This window comes from Kitasatospora sp. NPDC022785, assembly GCF_055561295.1.
In genome coordinates this window covers 213011-228850 of sequence record NZ_JBVHHB010000010.1, presented here as the reverse complement: position 1 = coordinate 228850, position 15840 = coordinate 213011, and the positions used below count along the sequence as shown (strand labels likewise).

General features: G+C 72.0%; 15 protein-coding genes and 1 pseudogene. 9 read left to right on the top strand and 7 right to left on the bottom strand.

The genetic code is table 11. The annotated features are described in order from the left end of the window. Positions 1-30: 30 nt before the first annotated feature. Entirely contained in the window at positions 31-2148 is a 2118-nt protein-coding gene (locus tag ACZ3YO_RS18920) for an alpha-galactosidase (protein WP_465570440.1), read from the bottom strand. 171 nt (positions 2149-2319) lie between these two features. On the opposite strand from ACZ3YO_RS18920, the gene ACZ3YO_RS18915 reads away from it, so the two are divergent. The 8 genes and pseudogenes from ACZ3YO_RS18915 to ACZ3YO_RS18880 all read left to right on the top strand — a co-directional run bounded on the left by ACZ3YO_RS18915 (position 2320) and on the right by ACZ3YO_RS18880 (position 11801). Further along, positions 2320-3477 carry an ROK family protein gene (locus ACZ3YO_RS18915; RefSeq protein ID WP_465570438.1) on the top strand — a complete coding sequence of 386 codons (1158 nt, stop codon included), beginning with the start codon at positions 2320-2322 and terminating at the stop codon, positions 3475-3477. A gap of 176 nt (positions 3478-3653) precedes the next feature. Next, positions 3654-4922 (top strand): ABC transporter substrate-binding protein, encoded by a 1269-nt coding sequence (locus tag ACZ3YO_RS18910; RefSeq protein ID WP_465570434.1) that lies wholly within the window; start codon positions 3654-3656, stop codon positions 4920-4922. Next, positions 4922-5908 carry a carbohydrate ABC transporter permease gene (locus ACZ3YO_RS18905; protein WP_465570431.1) on the top strand — a complete coding sequence of 329 codons (987 nt, stop codon included), beginning with the start codon at positions 4922-4924 and terminating at the stop codon, positions 5906-5908. Before ACZ3YO_RS18910 ends, ACZ3YO_RS18905 begins: the two co-directional genes overlap by 1 nt. Before the next feature lie 7 nt (positions 5909-5915). Next, complete coding sequence (locus tag ACZ3YO_RS18900; protein WP_465570429.1) at positions 5916-6755, top strand: carbohydrate ABC transporter permease; 840 nt, start codon at positions 5916-5918, stop codon at positions 6753-6755. Between the two features lie 134 nt (positions 6756-6889). Then, positions 6890-8869: a glycoside hydrolase family 5 protein gene (locus ACZ3YO_RS18895; RefSeq protein WP_465570426.1), complete on the top strand. Its 1980-nt coding sequence runs from the start codon at positions 6890-6892 to the stop codon at positions 8867-8869. Positions 8870-8906: 37 nt separating this feature from the next. Next, positions 8907-10661, top strand: a complete 1755-nt coding sequence (locus ACZ3YO_RS18890; protein WP_465570423.1) for a beta-galactosidase — start codon at positions 8907-8909, stop codon at positions 10659-10661. 5 nt (positions 10662-10666) lie between these two features. Beyond that, positions 10667-11081: pseudogene (locus ACZ3YO_RS18885) on the top strand (PHP domain-containing protein); the annotation flags it as partial. Positions 11082-11267: 186 nt separating this feature from the next. Further along, on the top strand, positions 11268-11801 hold the full coding sequence (locus ACZ3YO_RS18880; protein WP_465570420.1) for a hypothetical protein: 534 nt from the start codon (positions 11268-11270) through the stop codon (positions 11799-11801). 111 nt (positions 11802-11912) lie between these two features. Here ACZ3YO_RS18880 and ACZ3YO_RS18875 read toward each other — a convergent pair whose 3' ends face one another. Then, positions 11913-12938: a YihY/virulence factor BrkB family protein gene (locus tag ACZ3YO_RS18875; protein ID WP_465570417.1), complete on the bottom strand. Its 1026-nt coding sequence runs from the start codon at positions 12936-12938 to the stop codon at positions 11913-11915. 395 nt (positions 12939-13333) lie between these two features. Between ACZ3YO_RS18875 and ACZ3YO_RS18870 the strand changes: the two genes are divergently transcribed. Beyond that, entirely contained in the window at positions 13334-13501 is a 168-nt protein-coding gene (locus tag ACZ3YO_RS18870; RefSeq protein WP_465570414.1) for a hypothetical protein, read from the top strand. Positions 13502-13630: 129 nt separating this feature from the next. Here ACZ3YO_RS18870 and ACZ3YO_RS18865 read toward each other — a convergent pair whose 3' ends face one another. The 5 genes from ACZ3YO_RS18865 to ACZ3YO_RS18845 are packed head-to-tail and all read right to left on the bottom strand — an operon-like array spanning position 13631 to position 15837. Continuing rightward, entirely contained in the window at positions 13631-14035 is a 405-nt protein-coding gene (locus ACZ3YO_RS18865; protein ID WP_465570411.1) for a gas vesicle protein K, read from the bottom strand. Next, a complete protein-coding gene (locus ACZ3YO_RS18860; RefSeq protein WP_331741353.1) occupies positions 14032-14274 on the bottom strand; it encodes a gas vesicle protein in 243 nt (80 codons plus the stop codon). Before ACZ3YO_RS18860 ends, ACZ3YO_RS18865 begins: the two co-directional genes overlap by 4 nt. Next, complete coding sequence (locus ACZ3YO_RS18855) at positions 14271-15071, bottom strand: GvpL/GvpF family gas vesicle protein (RefSeq protein ID WP_465570408.1); 801 nt, start codon at positions 15069-15071, stop codon at positions 14271-14273. Before ACZ3YO_RS18855 ends, ACZ3YO_RS18860 begins: the two co-directional genes overlap by 4 nt. After that, positions 15068-15544, bottom strand: a complete 477-nt coding sequence (locus ACZ3YO_RS18850) for a gas vesicle protein (protein WP_465553181.1) — start codon at positions 15542-15544, stop codon at positions 15068-15070. The genes ACZ3YO_RS18855 and ACZ3YO_RS18850 overlap by 4 nt, the downstream gene beginning before the upstream one ends. A gap of 41 nt (positions 15545-15585) precedes the next feature. Then, a complete protein-coding gene (locus tag ACZ3YO_RS18845; RefSeq protein ID WP_465570404.1) occupies positions 15586-15837 on the bottom strand; it encodes a gas vesicle protein GvpG in 252 nt (83 codons plus the stop codon). Positions 15838-15840: the final 3 nt, after the last annotated feature.

The window sequence follows — 15840 nt, the reverse complement described above, 5'->3', positions numbered from 1 at the left end:
GTCGGAGAAGGTAGTGGGGGAGGGCGGGGCTCAGCCGGTGCGGCGCAGCCGGATCAGGCGGCTGGCGTGGTCGCCGGCGGGCAGGCGCAGGTCGATGCCGCGGTCCACCAGCAGCGCGCCGCGGTGGATCAGCCCGGTGTCGAGGTCGAGGTAGTCGGCGCCGGTGTCGAGGGCGGGCAGACGCAGCGGGGCGGCCGGGTGCCCGAAGCGGGTCTGCGGGCGCCAGGCGAGGACGGCGTGTTCGGTGCCGTCCTGGGCGGCGTAGTGCACGGCCGTCACTCCGCCGGGGCCGGTCAGGCGGTGCTGGCGGCCGTGCTGGACCAGCGGGCGGATCTCCTTGTAGGCGGTCACGAGGTCGGCGGCCTCGTCGAGCTCCGCGTCGGTCCACCCGGTCAGGTCGCCGCCGAGGCCGAGTGCGCCGGCCATGGCGACGTGGAAGCGGAACCGCAGGGGGGTGGTGCGCCCGGTGGCGACGTTGGGGCTGTCGGTGACCCACGCGGCCATCGCCTGGGCGGGGAAGAGCTGGCTGAAGCCGTGCTGGATGCCGATCCGGTCGACGGGGTCGGTGTTGTCGGAGGTCCAGGCCTGGTCGGTGCGGGCGAGGACGCCGAGGTCGACCCGGCCGCCGCCGCCCGCGCAGGCCTCGATGCGCAGACCGGGGTGGTCGGCGCGGAGGCGGTCCATGATCCGGTACACGGCGCGGGTGTGGTCGATCCACAGCCGGTCGGGGTCCGGGTGGCCGGGCCATCCGGCTTCGGTGACGACCCGGTTGGCGTCCCACTTGAGCCAGTCGACGTCGTGGTCGCGCACCAGCCGGTCCAGGGTCCGGTGGGCCCAGGCCTCGACCTCGGGGCGGGCGAGGTTCAGCATGAGCTGGTTGCGCAGCTCGGTGGCGTCCCGGGTGGGCGAGTGGACGACCCAGTCGGGGTGGGCCCGGTAGAGGTCGCTGTCGCGGTTGACCATCTCCGGCTCCACCCACAGGCCGAAGGCCATGCCCAGGCGGTGCACCTCGTCAGCCAGCGGGCGCAGCCCGTCGGGGAACGCCTCGGGCCGGGGCGTCCAGTCGCCGAGGCCGCTCCGGTCGCTGGTACGGCCGCCGAACCATCCGTCGTCGAGGACGAAGAGCTCGGCGCCCACTCGTGCGGCCAGCCGGGCCAGGCGCTGCTGGCCGGGCTGGCCGACGTCGAAGCCGGTGGCCTCCCACGAGTTGTAGACGACGGGCCGGTCGCGGTCGGGGTCGGGCAGGACGTGGTGGCGGACGTGCGTGTGCCAGGCGCGGCTGGCGGCGCCGAAGCCGCCGGCGGAGTAGAGGCCGGCGAAGACGGGGGTGTGCAGGCTCTCGCCGGGCTGCAGGGTCCAGGTGAGCCCCTCGTGGCCGAAGCCGCCGGTCCAGGTGGTCCGGCCGACCGGGTCGCGGTGCACGGTGACGCGCCAGCTTCCGCTCCAGGCCAGGGCGGTGCTCCAGACCTCGCCGCGGTCCTCGTCGGCGGTGCCGTCGTCGAGGGCGAGCCAGGGGCCTGCGTGGTGGCTGGTGAGGCCGCGGCGGCTGGTGAGCACGGTCTCGGCGACGGGGAGCCGGTCACGGTGCAGCTGGAACTCGCTGTTCCAGCCGCCCGCCAGGTGGCTGAGCCGGTAGTCGGGCAGGGCCGGCACCGTCCAGGCGGCCGAGTCCAGCCGGTCGACGGCGATCGGGCCGGAGCCGCCGGCCCCGGTGTGGGTGAGCTCCACCCAGCGCTCGACGACGTCACTGCCGGGGCGGACGCGGTAGCACAGTGCGGCGGCCAGCGGGTAGCGGCGGTCGGCCAGGAGCAGGCGCAGTTCCCCGTCCCGGACGGTGTGCCCGGCGAAGGACCACTGGGCGCCGCGGGTGCCGTCGGCGAACCGCACCTGGAGGCCGGCCGGCCCGAACCGTGCACCGGTCTGCGGGGCCAGTTCGTCCGGCGCCGGGTCCGCCTCGAAGCTGCTCTCGGCGGGTGAGGCGGCCGCGGGCAGGCCGCCCAGGGCGTCGGTGTCGATCGCCGATCCCCAGTGGAGGTGGCGGGGGCTGCCGTCGGCGCCGATGCGGAGCGCGTACAAGCTGTTCGGGGTGCGGAGGACGGCGAGACCGCGGGCGGCGTCGAAGGATACGGGCGAGTGTGTGGCGAGCACGGACGGTCCCAGGGGTGCGGAGCGGAGCACGGACAGGAAGGAGGCCAGGAGCGGGCGCCGGCCTCGGAGTTGAGGAATCTCGGACAGGCACGGAGGTGGGGCGAGCGTAGGAGCGGGGCTGGCCAAAATCAATACTGGACGAAGTTATTTATTTGCCGGTACGTTGCACCCGTGTTTCCGAACCAGTCGCAGCCGTTGGTCACCGCACCGGCCGAAACCACGATCCTCGCCATGCTGTTGGCCGAGAGCCCGCTCAGCAGGGTCGAGCTGGCCCGCCGGACGGGTCTGTCCTCGACGGCCGTCACCAAGGCGGCCAGGCCTCTGCTCGAGGACGGCTACCTCCACGAACTGCCCCCGGAACGGACCGCTCCGGGGGCCGGGCGCCCGGTCAACCCGCTGGCGGTCACCCCGGACCGCGAGTTCTTCCTCGGCGTGAAGATCAGCGCCGACATGCTCTACGGTTCGGTCTGCGACCTGCGGGCCCAGGTCCGGGCGACCGCCGGCCACCGGCTGGGCGACCGCCGGCCGGAGGCCGTGTGCGCGCTGCTCACCGAGATGGTCGCCGAGCTCCTCGACGGCGACCCCGCGTTCCGTGGCCGTACCCGGCATCTCGGAATCGCGGTCTCCGGGGACGTGGACCGCCCCCGGGGCCGGGTGCGGTACTCGGTCCTGCCCGACTGGCGCGACATCCCGCTCGCCGAGACGGTGGCCCGGTCGACCGGGCTGAGCGTGACCGTGGAGAACGACGTCAAGGCCCTGACCGTCGCCGAGTACTGGTTCGGGGAGGGCATCGGGACCGACTACTTCGCGCTGGTCACCATCGGCGCCGGCATCGGCTCCGGACTGGTCGTCAACGGCCGGCTGGTGACCGGGGCCTACGGTGTGGCCGGCGAGATCGGGCACATCTGCGTCGATCCGTCGGGCCCGCGCTGTCACTGCGGGGCGGTCGGCTGCGTCGAGGCCATCGCGTCGAGCGACGCGATCCGGGACGCCGTCCGGCGCGACACGGGCCGCCCCGACCTCGACTTCGACGGCGTCGTGGACCTCGCCCGCAGCGGAGACCCCGCCGCAGGTGCGGCGTTCGCCCGGGCAGGCCGCGCGATCGGCGTCGGCATCGCCACCCTGGTGAACCTGGTGGGCCCGGAGCGCGTCGTCGTCAGCGGGGAGGGGCTCGACACCTACGACCTCTTCGGAGTCCACATCAAGGACGCCTACACCAGCCACTGCTTCAAGGCGGCGGCGAAATGCCCGCTGACCCTGCGCCCGCTGCCCTGGGAGGAGTGGGCCCGCGGCGCCGCCATCGTGGGCATCCAGGCGCTGTTCCCGTAACGACTGCCCGGAGCCGCTTCTCCGGGCCGGCTTCCCGCAACCCCCGCGACGCCGACACCGACGCCACCACCACAGACCGGCCTGACCAGTGTCCTCGACTGCCTGCAAGCACTGATACCGGACACCGGCCAGACCCGAACACACCCATCTCCCACCCCCACCCACGAGGATGCGACATGAGCGCACACAGAGCAGAGCTTAGCCGAAGGGGATTCCTGGGCGGCTCGCTGCTGTTCACCGCCGGCGTAGCGGTCGGCTGCAGCACCAGCCCGACCGGCGGGGACTCCGGCGCGAAGACCACCCTGAACGTCTGGTCCCACGCCTACGGCGAGGCCGGCACCCAGCAGGCCCTCACCCGCTACGCCGCCGCCTTCACCAAGGCCCACCCGGGCATCGCGGTCAAGGTCACCTGGGTGCCCGGCGACTACACCAGCAAGCTCAACGCGACCCTGCTGACCGACGCCGCCCCCGACGTCTTCGAGATCGGCGAGCTCAGTGCCGCGATGGCCCGGCGCGGCCAGATCGCCGCACTGGACGACCTGTACGGAAGCGCCAAGGCCGACTTCAACCCGGGCGACCTCGACTACGTGACGATCGACGGCAAGCTTCACGGCATCAAGATGATCGACGACGTGATGATGCTCTACTACCGCAAGAGCGCCCTGGCCAAGGCCGGGATCACCCCGCCGGACAGCTTCGACGCGCTGGTCGCCGCCGCCAAGGCCCTCACCACCAAGAACACCAAGGGCCTGTTCCTCGGCAACGACGGCATCGGCGACAGCGCCGTCCTCGCCGTGTTCTCCAACGGCGGTGACCTGGTGACCGACGGCAGGGTGGCGTACGCCTCCCCGCAGGCGGTCGAGGCGGTCGCCGGACTCAAGCGCCTGCACGACGACCAGTCCCTGCTGCTCGGCTTCACCACCGACTGGTGGGACCCGTCCGCGTTCACCCAGGACGTCGTCCCCATGCAGTGGTGCGGCCTGTGGGCTATGCCCGCGATCAGCACGGCGCTCGGCGACGACTTCGGGGTGCTGCCCTGGCCCGCCTTCAAGCCGGGTGGCACCCCGGCGGTGCGGGTGGGCGGCTGGACCAGCTGCGTCAACGCCAAGGGCAAGAACGTGGACGCGGCCAAGAAGTTCGTCCAGTGGCTCTGGGTCGAGCAGACCGAGCTGCAGAAGGACTGGTCGGAGAGCTACGGCTTCCACATCCCGCCCCGGAAGTCGGTGACCGCGGGCGCCGACAAGCTCACCCGGGGGACCGCCAGGGAGACCGTCGAGCTCGCCGCCAAGTACGGCCGGTCCACCCCGAACACCTGGGAGACCGCGGTCAGCACGCCGCTGAACGCCGCTGCCACCAAGATCGCCGCCGGGCAGGGCGACCCCGCGCAGCTCCTGGCGGACGCGGCCGGGCAGGCCCAGACCGCCGTGGACAAGCAGCGCCCGTGATGAACAGTCCCTCGGACACCACCGTGCGCTCCGAGCGTGCCGGACGCCCACCAGCCCGGCCACGGAGCCCCGCCCCGACCCGCCGGCGCGGCGCCGACCACCGGGCCTGGGGAGCGTTCGCCCTGCTCACCGCGCCGATGCTGCTCGGCCTCGGGATCTTCAAGTACGTCGCGATCGGCTGGAGCTTCCTGCTCAGCCTCAGCGACGCCCGCGGCACCATCGCCCTCGGCCACTGGGTCGGCCTGGACAACTACCGGGAGCTGCTCTCCGACGCCGGGTTCCGGACCTCGCTGGTGCAGATCCTGCTGTTCACCGTCGCCATCGTCCCGGTCACCTTCGCCGCCTCGCTCGGCCTCGCCCTGCTGGTGCACCGCGTCCGGCGCGGCCGGGCCCTGGTGCGGACCGCCTTCCTGATCCCCGCCGCCGTCTCCTACGTCGCGGCCTCGCTGCTGTGGAAGATGTGCCTGTTCAACGGACTGCCGGCGGGCATCGCCAACACGATCGGCGGCTGGTTCGGGATGTCCGCGGTCCCGTGGCTGCAGACCACCTCGCCCCCGCTGTACTGGATCGTCCTGGTGACCGTCCGGCTGTGGCTCCAGGTCGGCTTCTACATGGTGCTCTTCCTGGCCGGCCTGCAGGCGATCCCGCAGGAGATCAACGAGGCCGCCGCGCTGGACGGTGCGACCGGATGGCGGCGGCTGCGCCGGATCACCCTGCCGATGCTGCGCAACACCTCCGTCGCCGTGCTGATGCTGCAGTTCATCGCCGCCTTCCAGGCCTTCGACGAGTTCTACAACCTGTTCAACAGCGGCCTCTCCGGGACGGGCACCGCCCCCGTACAGACTCCGCTGGTCTACCTCTACAACACCGCGATGAGTGCTCAGAACTACGGCCTCGGATCGGCAGGGGCGTTCGTCCTCACCGCGCTGATCGTCGGCGTGACCCTGATCCAGGGGCGCGTCACCGGATTCGGGAAGGGAGAGTGAGCATGCCGTGACGACGCCACTCGGCAGCACTCTGCGCCAGGTCGTGCGCGCCGCGCTGGTGGGCCTGCTGACGCTGGTCTTCCTGGCCCCGTTCTACCTGATGCTGCGCAACGCGCTCATGGACTCCCGGGGCCTCACCTCCCCGCACTGGACGTGGTGGCCCACCACCATGCACTGGGAGAACTTCACCGCGCTCTTCGACGACCCCACCCTCCACATGGGCCAGGCGCTCGGGAACTCCCTGCTGATCGCCTCGATCACCGCCCCGGTCTCCACGCTCCTCGCCTCCGCCGCCGGATACGCCCTCGCGCGGATCCCGGTGCCCGGCCGCGGCGTGCTGCTGGCCCTGGTGGTGGCCACGCTGATGATCCCCGGCTCGGTGACCTTCGTGCCGACCTTCGTCGTGGTCGGCTCGATGGGCGGGGTCAACACCCTCTGGGGCGTCATCGCACCCGGGCTGTTCAACCCGTTCGCGGTACTGCTGTTCCGCAACTTCTACCTGCAGTTCCCCGCCGAGATCGAGGAGGCCGGACGGCTAGACGGGCTCGGCTGGCTCGGCATCTACCGCAGGATCGCGCTCCCGTCCTCGGGCGCCATGCTCGCCTCCCTCGGCGCGCTGGCCTTCATCGACAGCTGGAACTCCTTTCTGTGGCCCCTGGTCATCGGCCAGGACCCGTCCGCCTGGACCGCTCAGATCGCGCTGTCGACGTTCCTCACTTCGCAGACCATCAACCTGCCCGGCCTGTTCGCCGGCGCCGTCGTGACCATCGCACCGCTGGTGGCCATGTTCCTCGTCGCCCAGCGCCACATCGTCGAAGGCATCGCCACCAGCGGCCTCAAGGGCTGAGCGCACCCGCCCAGACCGTCCCTGCCGAGGCCGTCCCCGCCCGGACCGCACCCCGCCCAGACCGCACCCCGCCCCACCCGGCACCACCCCGCTCGACCCGCACCGTTCACCCCACTCCAAGGGAGGGACCACCCATGAGATCCGACAGATCGGCGCTCACGGCCCGAGGATTCGTCACCCGCCTCGTTCCCGTCGTGCTCGCCACGGCCGGGCTCCTGATCGGGGGGAGCCCCGGCACCGTCGCGGCGCCCCTTGCGGCCACCGCCGCCACGGTCGCCGCACCCACCCCGATGACGGGCGCTCAGCTCGCCGCGTCCTGGACCGGCCCGCTCAGCACCCGGGGCCGGTACATCGTGGACGCGAACGGCGACCGCTTCAAGCTGAAGGCCGGTAACTGGGCCGGTGCCCAGGGCACCTGGGAGGGCAGCGGGGACGTCAACGACCCGGCCGACAACCAGGCGCGGCAGGTGTCGCACAACATCCCGCTCGGCCTGGACCGGGCGCCGATGGCGAAGCTCCTCGCCGACTTCCACGCGCTGGGCCTCAACAGCATCCGCCTCCCGTACGCGAACGCGCTGATCCACGACACCACCGTCGTGCCCGACTCCGCCGTCGCGGCCAACCCGCAGCTCAAGGGCAAGACCCCGCTGCAGGTGTTCGACGCGGTGGTCGCGGCGCTCACCGCCGACGGCTTCGCCGTCATCCTGAACAACCACACCACCAGCTACCGCTTCTGCTGCGGCCTGGACGGCAACGAGCGCTGGAACAGCGGTCAGTCGACCCAGCAGTGGCAGAACGACTGGCTGTTCCTCGTCAAGCGCTACCAGGGCAACAAGCGGGTCGTCGGCGCCGACCTGCGCAACGAGGTCCGCCGCGACACCTGGAACGACCCGAACTGGGGCTGGGGCAACGACCACGACGAGTACGCCGCCTTCGAGGACGCCGGTAACAAGATCCTCCAGGCCGACCCCGACATGCTCATCGTCATGGAGGGCATCAACTGGTACGGCATCCCGGCCGACCCCGGAGCGCTGTTCCCCCACGGCCGGCCGATGCTGACCCCGGTCCGCAACCTGTCCAACACGCTGATCGCCTCGGACAAGCTGGTCTACTCGGCCCACTTCTACGGCTACACGGGCCCGAACTACACCGGTGCCGCCAGCGGTGCCGGCCACACCAACGACTGGCCGTACGAGAGGTTCCCGCTCGACCAGCTCAAGCAACTCGTCAACGACGAGGCGCTGTTCGTCACGGAAGCCGGCCAGCACTTCACCGCGCCCGTGTGGATCAGCGAGTTCGGCGCGGCCGGACGCGACGAGAGCGACCCGCTGGAGCCGGCCTGGTGGACCAACTTCACCGACATCATGGTGGCCCACGACACCGACTTCGCGGTCTGGCCGCTGGTCGGCTGGACCGGAGCCGACGGCAGACCGCAGGACAGCTGGGCCCTGAACTCCTACGACTCCACCGGCAAGCGGCTGGGCCTGGAGGACCCGGGCGACTGGCGCGCCGCCGACTGGAACAAGCTGGTCACCGCCTCCGGCAAGACCGGCCAGGTCGCCCAGGTCGACCACTGGAACATGCTCGACCTCGACTTCGGCGACCAGAACGTCTCACGCCGTATGCTCGCCCAGCCCGACTGGTCCAACGGCAACCGCAAGGGCAACTGCCCCGACACCGAGCGCCTGATCGGCCTCGGCCGCAGCGACAGCCGCGGCCTGTGCACCGACGCGGGCCAACCCGCTGGGGGAACCGGCGCCTGGGTCACCGTCACCGACGAACGCTACGTCACCCACGGTGACTGGGCCGGGGGCTACAACAAGCTCCAGTGCCCCGACAACACCTTCGCCGTCGGCTACAGCGTCAACGGCAACGCGATGGCCGCCCTGCTGTGCGCGCCCTCCGCCACGCCGCTGCCGACCACCGGCCATGACAACTGGTTCGACAAGGGCGACAACCGGCCCACCTCCGGCGGCGCCACCGCCAACGACTGGGCACCCGGCTATTACAAGGGCCAGTGCGCCGACAACGAGTACGTCGCCGGCGTCGCCTACACCTGGGCCTGGAGGCAGGGCGGCGTCCCCGACGCCCTGCTCTGCCGCCCGCTGAGCTGACCCGACCACCGCCTCTCCAGCAAGGAGCACCACAGCCATGCCACGAATGGAGATCGCCGAAGACGGCTTCCGTCTCGACGACCGACCGCTGCGCATCATCTCCGGCGGACTGCACTACTTCCGCGTCCACCCGGAGCAGTGGGCCGATCGGCTCCGCAAAGCACGGCTGATGGGGCTCAACACGGTCGAGACCTACGTCCCGTGGAACCTCCACGCGCCCCACCCGGGTGAGTTCCGGCTGGACGCAGGTCTCGACCTGCCCCGCTTCCTCGACCTCGCGGCCGCCGAGGGCCTGCACGTCCTGCTCCGCCCCGGCCCGTACATCTGCGCCGAGTGGGAGGGCGGGGGCCTGCCCGCCTGGCTGCTCGCCGAGGAGAACATCGAACTGCGCAGCCGCGACCCGCGCTACCTGAAGGCCGTCGACGACTACCTCGCCGCCCTCCTGCCGCCCGTCCTCCGCCACCTCTCCACCCGCGGCGGCCCGATCCTCGCCGTCCAGCTGGAGAACGAGTACGGCGCGTACGGCGACGACTCCGGCTACCTGGAGGACCTGGCGGCGCTCTTGCTCCGGCACGGCGTCGACGTGCCGCTGTTCACCTGCGACCAGCCCTCCGACCTGGCGCGCGGCGGCCTCGACGGGGTCCTGCGCACCGTCAACCTCGGCAGCAGGGTGGACGCCGGGCTCGCCGAACTGCGCACGCGGCAGCCCTCCGGTCCGCTGATGTGCAGCGAGTTCTGGATCGGCTGGTTCGACCGCTGGGGCGGCACCCATGTCACCCGCAGCGCTGCCGATGCGGCGGCGGACCTCGACCGGCTGCTCGCGGCCGGATCCTCCGTCAACATCTACATGTTCCACGGCGGCACCAACTTCGGCTTCACCAACGGCGCCAACGACAAGGGCACCTACCGCCCCACCGTCACCTCCTACGACTACGACGCACCGCTGGACGAGGCCGGTGACCCCACCCCCAAGTACGCCGCCTTCCGCGAGGTCATCGCCAGGTACGGGCCCGTCCCCGAGGAGCCGGTACCGGGCCCGGCCCCCAAGCTCGCCCCGGCCGTCGCCGAACTCACCGCCTCCGCAGGCCTCCTGGACCAGCGCGAGCGGCTCGGCAGTGCGGTGCACGCCGACCGGCCGCAGACCATGGAACAGCTCGGCCAGTCCTTCGGCTTCGTCCTGTACGAGACGCCGCTCCCGGCGGCCGGACCGGCCACCCTGCGCATCGCCGAGGTACGGGACCGCGCCCAGGTCTTCGTGGACGGCCAGCCGGTCGGCGTCCTGGAACGCGAGAACCACGAGCACACCCTCTCCTTCCACGTCCCCCGGCGCGGCGCGCAGCTGGCCGTCCTGGTGGAGAACCAGGGCCGGGTCAACTACGGGCAGGGCGTGCACGACCGCAAGGGGTTGCTCGGCGAGGTCACCGTCAACGGGCGGGCTCCGGAGGGCTGGGACAGCCGGCCGCTGCCGCTCGACGAGCTGGGCGGACTGTCCTTCGTCGCGTTCGAGCCTGCCGCGCCCCCGGTCGGCCCCGCCTTCCACCGCGGACACCTGGACATCGACCGGCCGGCCGACGGCTTCGTCTCCCTGGACGGCTGGACCAAGGGCCACGTCTGGATCAACGGCTTCGCACTCGGCCGGTACTGGTCCCGGGGCCCGCAGAGCACGCTCCACGTCCCCGCACCGGTCCTGAAGGCCGGCCGGAACGAGATCACCGTGCTCGAACTGCACGGCTCCACCACCCGCACGGTCGAACTGCGCGGCACACCCGACCTGGGCCCGACCGAGGACTGACGCCGGTGCACTCGAGGCTGCGCGCGGAGCCGGGGCCGATGACCGCCCGGATGGTGGCGGCCGTCCGCGACCCGTGCGTCGACGTGCTGGGGCACCGCACCGGGCGGCCGGTCACCCGCCGCAGCCGGCCGCAGTCGCGGTTCGACGCCGACGCGGTCTTCCGGGCCTGTGCCGAGGCCGGTACGGCCGTGGAGATCAACTGCCTGCCGGAGCGGCGCGACCCACCCGACGACCTGCGGCTGGCGGCGGAGGCAGGCTGTCTGTTCGCGATGGATACGGACGCACACACGACGCGCCGGTTGCACTGGCAGGGCTCCGGCTATGCCCGGGCGGCGCGCCTGGGCCTGGGGGCCGGACCGGCTGGTGACGATCTGGGCCCTGGACCGGCTGCTGTGCCGGACCGCCCGGTCCGGCGCCTGACGCTGACCGCGGTTGTCAGGACGAGTCCGGACCTTGGGCCGCCCGGGACCGGCAGCCGAGGAGCGGGGTGTCGCGGCCCGGGGCACGATGGAATGGCTGGACAACCCCGCTCCTACCAGGACGGGGACCGCCGAGGTTCCCTTGCCCGGCCACTCCGAGCCGGTCTCCTCACCGGGAGGATCCGCGATGTCTCCCCAACCCTTGGCCGAGCCGCTCCACATCTACCTGAACGACCACTTGACCGGCGCGTTCGGCGGCGCCGCGCTCGCCGACCGCATGGCCCGCACCCACCGCGACAGCCCTCGCGCGACCGACCTGCGCCGCCTGGCGCGTGACATCGAAGAGGACCGCGACGACCTCGTCGGGATCATGAACCGGCTCGGGGTGCCCATACGGCACTACCGGACATGGCTCGGCCTCGCCGGTGAACGCCTCGGCCGCCTCAAGCCCAACGGAACCCTCGTGCGCCGCTCGCCGCTCAGCGACCTGATCGAACTGGAAACGCTGCGCACCGGCGTCGAGGGCAAGGCCGCGCTGTGGCGCGCCCTGCGCGCCATCGCCGACACCGACTCGCGCCTCGACCAGGCGGAGCTGGACCGCCTGGTCGAGCGGGCCGCCGACCAGGCCCGCATGCTGAACGGGTGGCACCGCGCGGTGAGCGCGGCGGTCCTCGCACCCGGGGATGGCGGGGGACGGCCGAGCGCCGGCGCCGCTCTGTGAGCAGAACCTGTGCGTGACCCAGGCCCCCATCTCCTTCAGACGCGGCGCCCGGAGCCGCCTTCCGGCGAAATCCCCTCAACGCCCTGCCCCGAGCAGGCGGTGGTGGGCAGATCACCGGTTCGGTGGCGCGCCGTCGTCCGTGCCGGGGGGATCGTGGCGGGCCGTTCGGGTGGTGTCGTCGGGCTCGTCGGTGAAGACGACGTCGACATGCTGCTCGGGCCGGCGCTCCTCCTGCCGGGCGACCGCTTCCAGGACCTCCTCGTCGGCCCCGGTCAGCGGCGGCTGCAGCAGGCTGCGCGGCCACAGCCGGCGGTGCAGCACCACATTGGTCTCCGCTGCGAACAGGGTGATCTGTGCGGCCAGGTACAGCCAGAACAGCAAACCGATCACGGTCGCGAAGAACCCGTACACCGCGCTGGCGTGGCGCAGCTCGTGGGTGACCAGGACAGCGCCGAACGCCTGCAGGACGGTGAACAGCGGTCCGGCGACCGCGCAGCCGGGCACCAGCGCCCGGGTGGGGACCTGGGCCGGCGTGAGCACGCGGAAGCAGCCCAGGCACAGGGCGGTGTTGACCAGGGCGGACAGCACCAGCGCGCCGATCCGAGCGGGCAGTCCGGCCAGGGTGGTGCCGATCAGGGTGGCCGCGGCGGTGGCCACCAGCAGACCGACGGTCAGGGTGGTGAAGAGCAGCAGGCTGCGGGCCAGGCGCGGCCAGTAGCCCGGGCGCTGTCTGCCGGGGATGTTCCAGACCTCGGCCATGGCGTGCTGGAGGACCTGGGCGATGCCCAGCGCCCCGTACAGCAGGCCGAGCACGCCGACGGCCAGCGCGAGCCCGCTGCCCTGCACGGAGTGGACGTTCTGGCGCAGTTGATCGCCGATGATCGGGAAGTCGGCGAGCGCGGAGTCGACCACGGCCTTCTGCGCGCCGGGGCGGCCGTGCAGGACGAACCCCAGCACGGTGGAGAGCAGGAGCAGCAGCGGGATCAGTGCGACGAACCCGTAGTAGGTGATCAGCGCGGCGAGCAGGCCGCCGCGGTCGTCGCCGTACTTCTTGACCACGCCGACCACCACCCCTGGCGGTGTGCGGTGCTGCTGGGCACGGTCGGCTGCCCGCAGCGCCCGTTCGACGATATTCATTGTCACGGCTCCCTTACCCGACGGCTCCGTCCCGGCTTGCGGCCTGTGGTGGAGCGTGTGCCCGGGAATCGGGCCGCTCACCGCCCTGGACACGTCCTGAAGCAGGTGTCCTCTCTGCGGCTGCCCGCCCTGAGCGCGAGCGGTTGCCGGCCGGGGGCACCGGTAAGAACCTGGTCCTGGCGGGGCCTCGCCCCGGGGCAGGCGATCGCTCGGCCCGACCGACACCGCGGACCTGTTCACCCGGCACGGACATCGCCGCCGGGCCAGGTGCTTGCCCGGACTGCCCGGGCGGGTACGCGGCGCAGGACCGGCGCCCCGATGTGCCGGCCCCTCCGGCCGGGAACCCGTGCGCGAGAGCGGTCCCGGCCTCCGAACCGGATGAGAGGACGACTGCCGTGAGCACTCCGGAGGAGAACGACACCCCGCAGGTCGACGACGAGACGCGGGAGCGGTCCGCAGAGCAGCGGAACATCACCGCGCCGACCCCGGCGGACGTCCGGGCCAAGGCCGATGACGACGACGAGGACGGCGAGCCGCCGGCGGCCGACACGCGGGCCCCGTGACCACTCGGCCGAGGGCCACTCGGCCGAGGGCTGTGCGGCCACCCGCCTGCCGGCCCCCTCTCGAACCCGGGCGGCCGGCACGCCTCACGGGGCGTGCGGGCCGGGCCTGTCGTGGCTCGGATCCGCCTTCTAGTCGGAGGGCGGCAGCAGGCTCCCCAGGGGGCCGAGATCCAGGTTGAGATCCTGCATGGTCAGGCCGTAACGGGCACAGAGCTCGCTCATGCGGTCGTGGAGAGCCATCAGTGTCGCTCCGAGCGTCTCTTCCTGCTCCTCGCTGAGATCTCCGGCCTCGACGCGGTGGACGGCCTGGCGTTCCATGAGCTGGCGCAGTAGTTCGACGACGGTGAGGACCAGCTTCATCAGGTCCCGCTCGACCGTTTCCGGATTGGTGGAGATCCTGTGCGCCCGCCCCGGTGCCGTGCCGGGGGCCGGGGGCGGACCGTAGGACGTCTCGGGCAGAAGACGGAAGGCTCGGGCGGCTGCTTCAGCGACTTCGTCGTATCGGCTGGGTGGCCGACGGGCGTCGCCGGTCATGGCTGTTCCCGCTGCGGCGGGGTGCTGATCGTGAAGGGGGAGGGGGTCTGTCCGCCGACGGAGACGATGAGTGCGCGCAGGGAGACCCGCACGAGGTCGATGTCCGCGATGGACAGGACGAGGTCGCCGGTGAGGACCACGCCTCCGCTGAGTAGCCGGTCCAGCAGGTCGATGAGGGCGGCCTGGCGCGGCGGCACGGCCGCGTGCGAGCTGGACGGCCTGCCGGCGGGCGCGTTCATGGCGTGCTCTCTTCCGCCGGGCCGGGGGCGGCGAAGGAGTAGGGGGCCCATGGGCCGGTGACGACGACGCGCACGCCGGGCAGGGAGTCCGTCGAGTGCAGTACGTCGGCCCGGAAGGCGTCGGCGTGGTCCAGCGGGAGGAGATAGGCGTCGTTCAGGACGTTCACGCCTGATTCGACCGCCAGCTCGCCTTCCTGGACGCGGTGCCGGACGCGGTCCGCGGCATGGGCACGGGCTGCTGCCTCGATCCGCTCGGCGGCTCGCCCGGCGGAGCGGAAAGCGTCGTGCTGCGACTCCTGTTCGGCCCGGCGCCGGTGCAGGTACGCACGTCCGGGGCTGAGGTCCGGCGTTTGCGAGGGCGGGGTCTGCGGGGCGGCCGAGGCATCGACGTACAGCTTGACGCCCCATTCCACGTGCTCGGACAGGTGGGACAGCTGGTCGCGGAACGCACCCAGCCGGTCATCGAGCATGGTCCGTACCCGATCGTCGTCGAGATACACCGTCGCCAGACGCAGGGGAAGGACGGTGGTGCACGCGGCGACGGCCTCGACCACACCGTGGTGGGAACGGGCGAGTCTCTCGAGCCATCGGAGGTCCTCGAGGTGACCGGGGAGCGCGGCCTCGTCGAAGTCCTCCCTCGGTACGGGGCTCACGGCGGCCACGACGTCCTCGCCGCGGCTGGAGCCCACGAGGTGAACCGACGCGCCGACGACTCCGGAGAGACCGTCCACGGTCTGCTGCAGGCCGGCCGCGTGCCGTGCCACGGCGTAGGTGTAGGCGAGCGACCCGGAGGTCATGCTTCACCCCGCGTGGCGGCTCGGGTCCCGGGCTCCGATCGCTTCGGGCGGGGTGGACGGCGGGGGGCCGCGGGCTCGTCGTCGAGGGTCTCGGTCGGCGGCAGCGCAGCGGGATCGGCGCGCAAGGCGCTGATCTGCTCGCGCAGTCGCCGGTTCTCCTCGATCTGCTCGCGCAGGAGTCGGTTCTCCTCCTCCAAGGAGGGGCCGCTGCTCGCTCGGGAGGACAGTGAGGGGTCGTGCTCCCACCAGTCGATGCCCATCTCCTTCGCCTTGTCCACCGACGCGATCAGCAGGCGCAGCTTGATGGTGAGAAGTTCGATGTCGAGGAGGTTGATCTGGATGTCGCCGGCGATGACGATGCCCTTGTCGAGGACGCGTTCCAGGATGTCGGCGAGATTGGCGGAGGACTGGCCGTAGGGCGGCGCGGACCTGGAGGGGAGGGAGCCGAGGCGGTTGGCAAGGGGCTCTGTCACGGCTCGACCTCGTTTCGCTGACGGGTGGGTGCGGTGTGGGGTCAGATGTCGTTGCGTTGCCGGTGGGCTCTGATCTCGTCGAGGCGGTCGAGGAGTTCGTCCTCGCGGCGGTCGAAGGTCTCCTCGTCGATGTGTCCCGCCAGGAGCTCTCTCTCGAGCGCGGCGAGTTCCTGTTCGACGGGTGCGGGGTCGTAGTACTCGTCCTCCGCGGCCTCCACCACGCGTTCCAGAACCCACACGGTGCCGCGCAGGGGCGCGAGCGGGAGGGTGATGATCTGGGTGAGCAGGCCCACGGG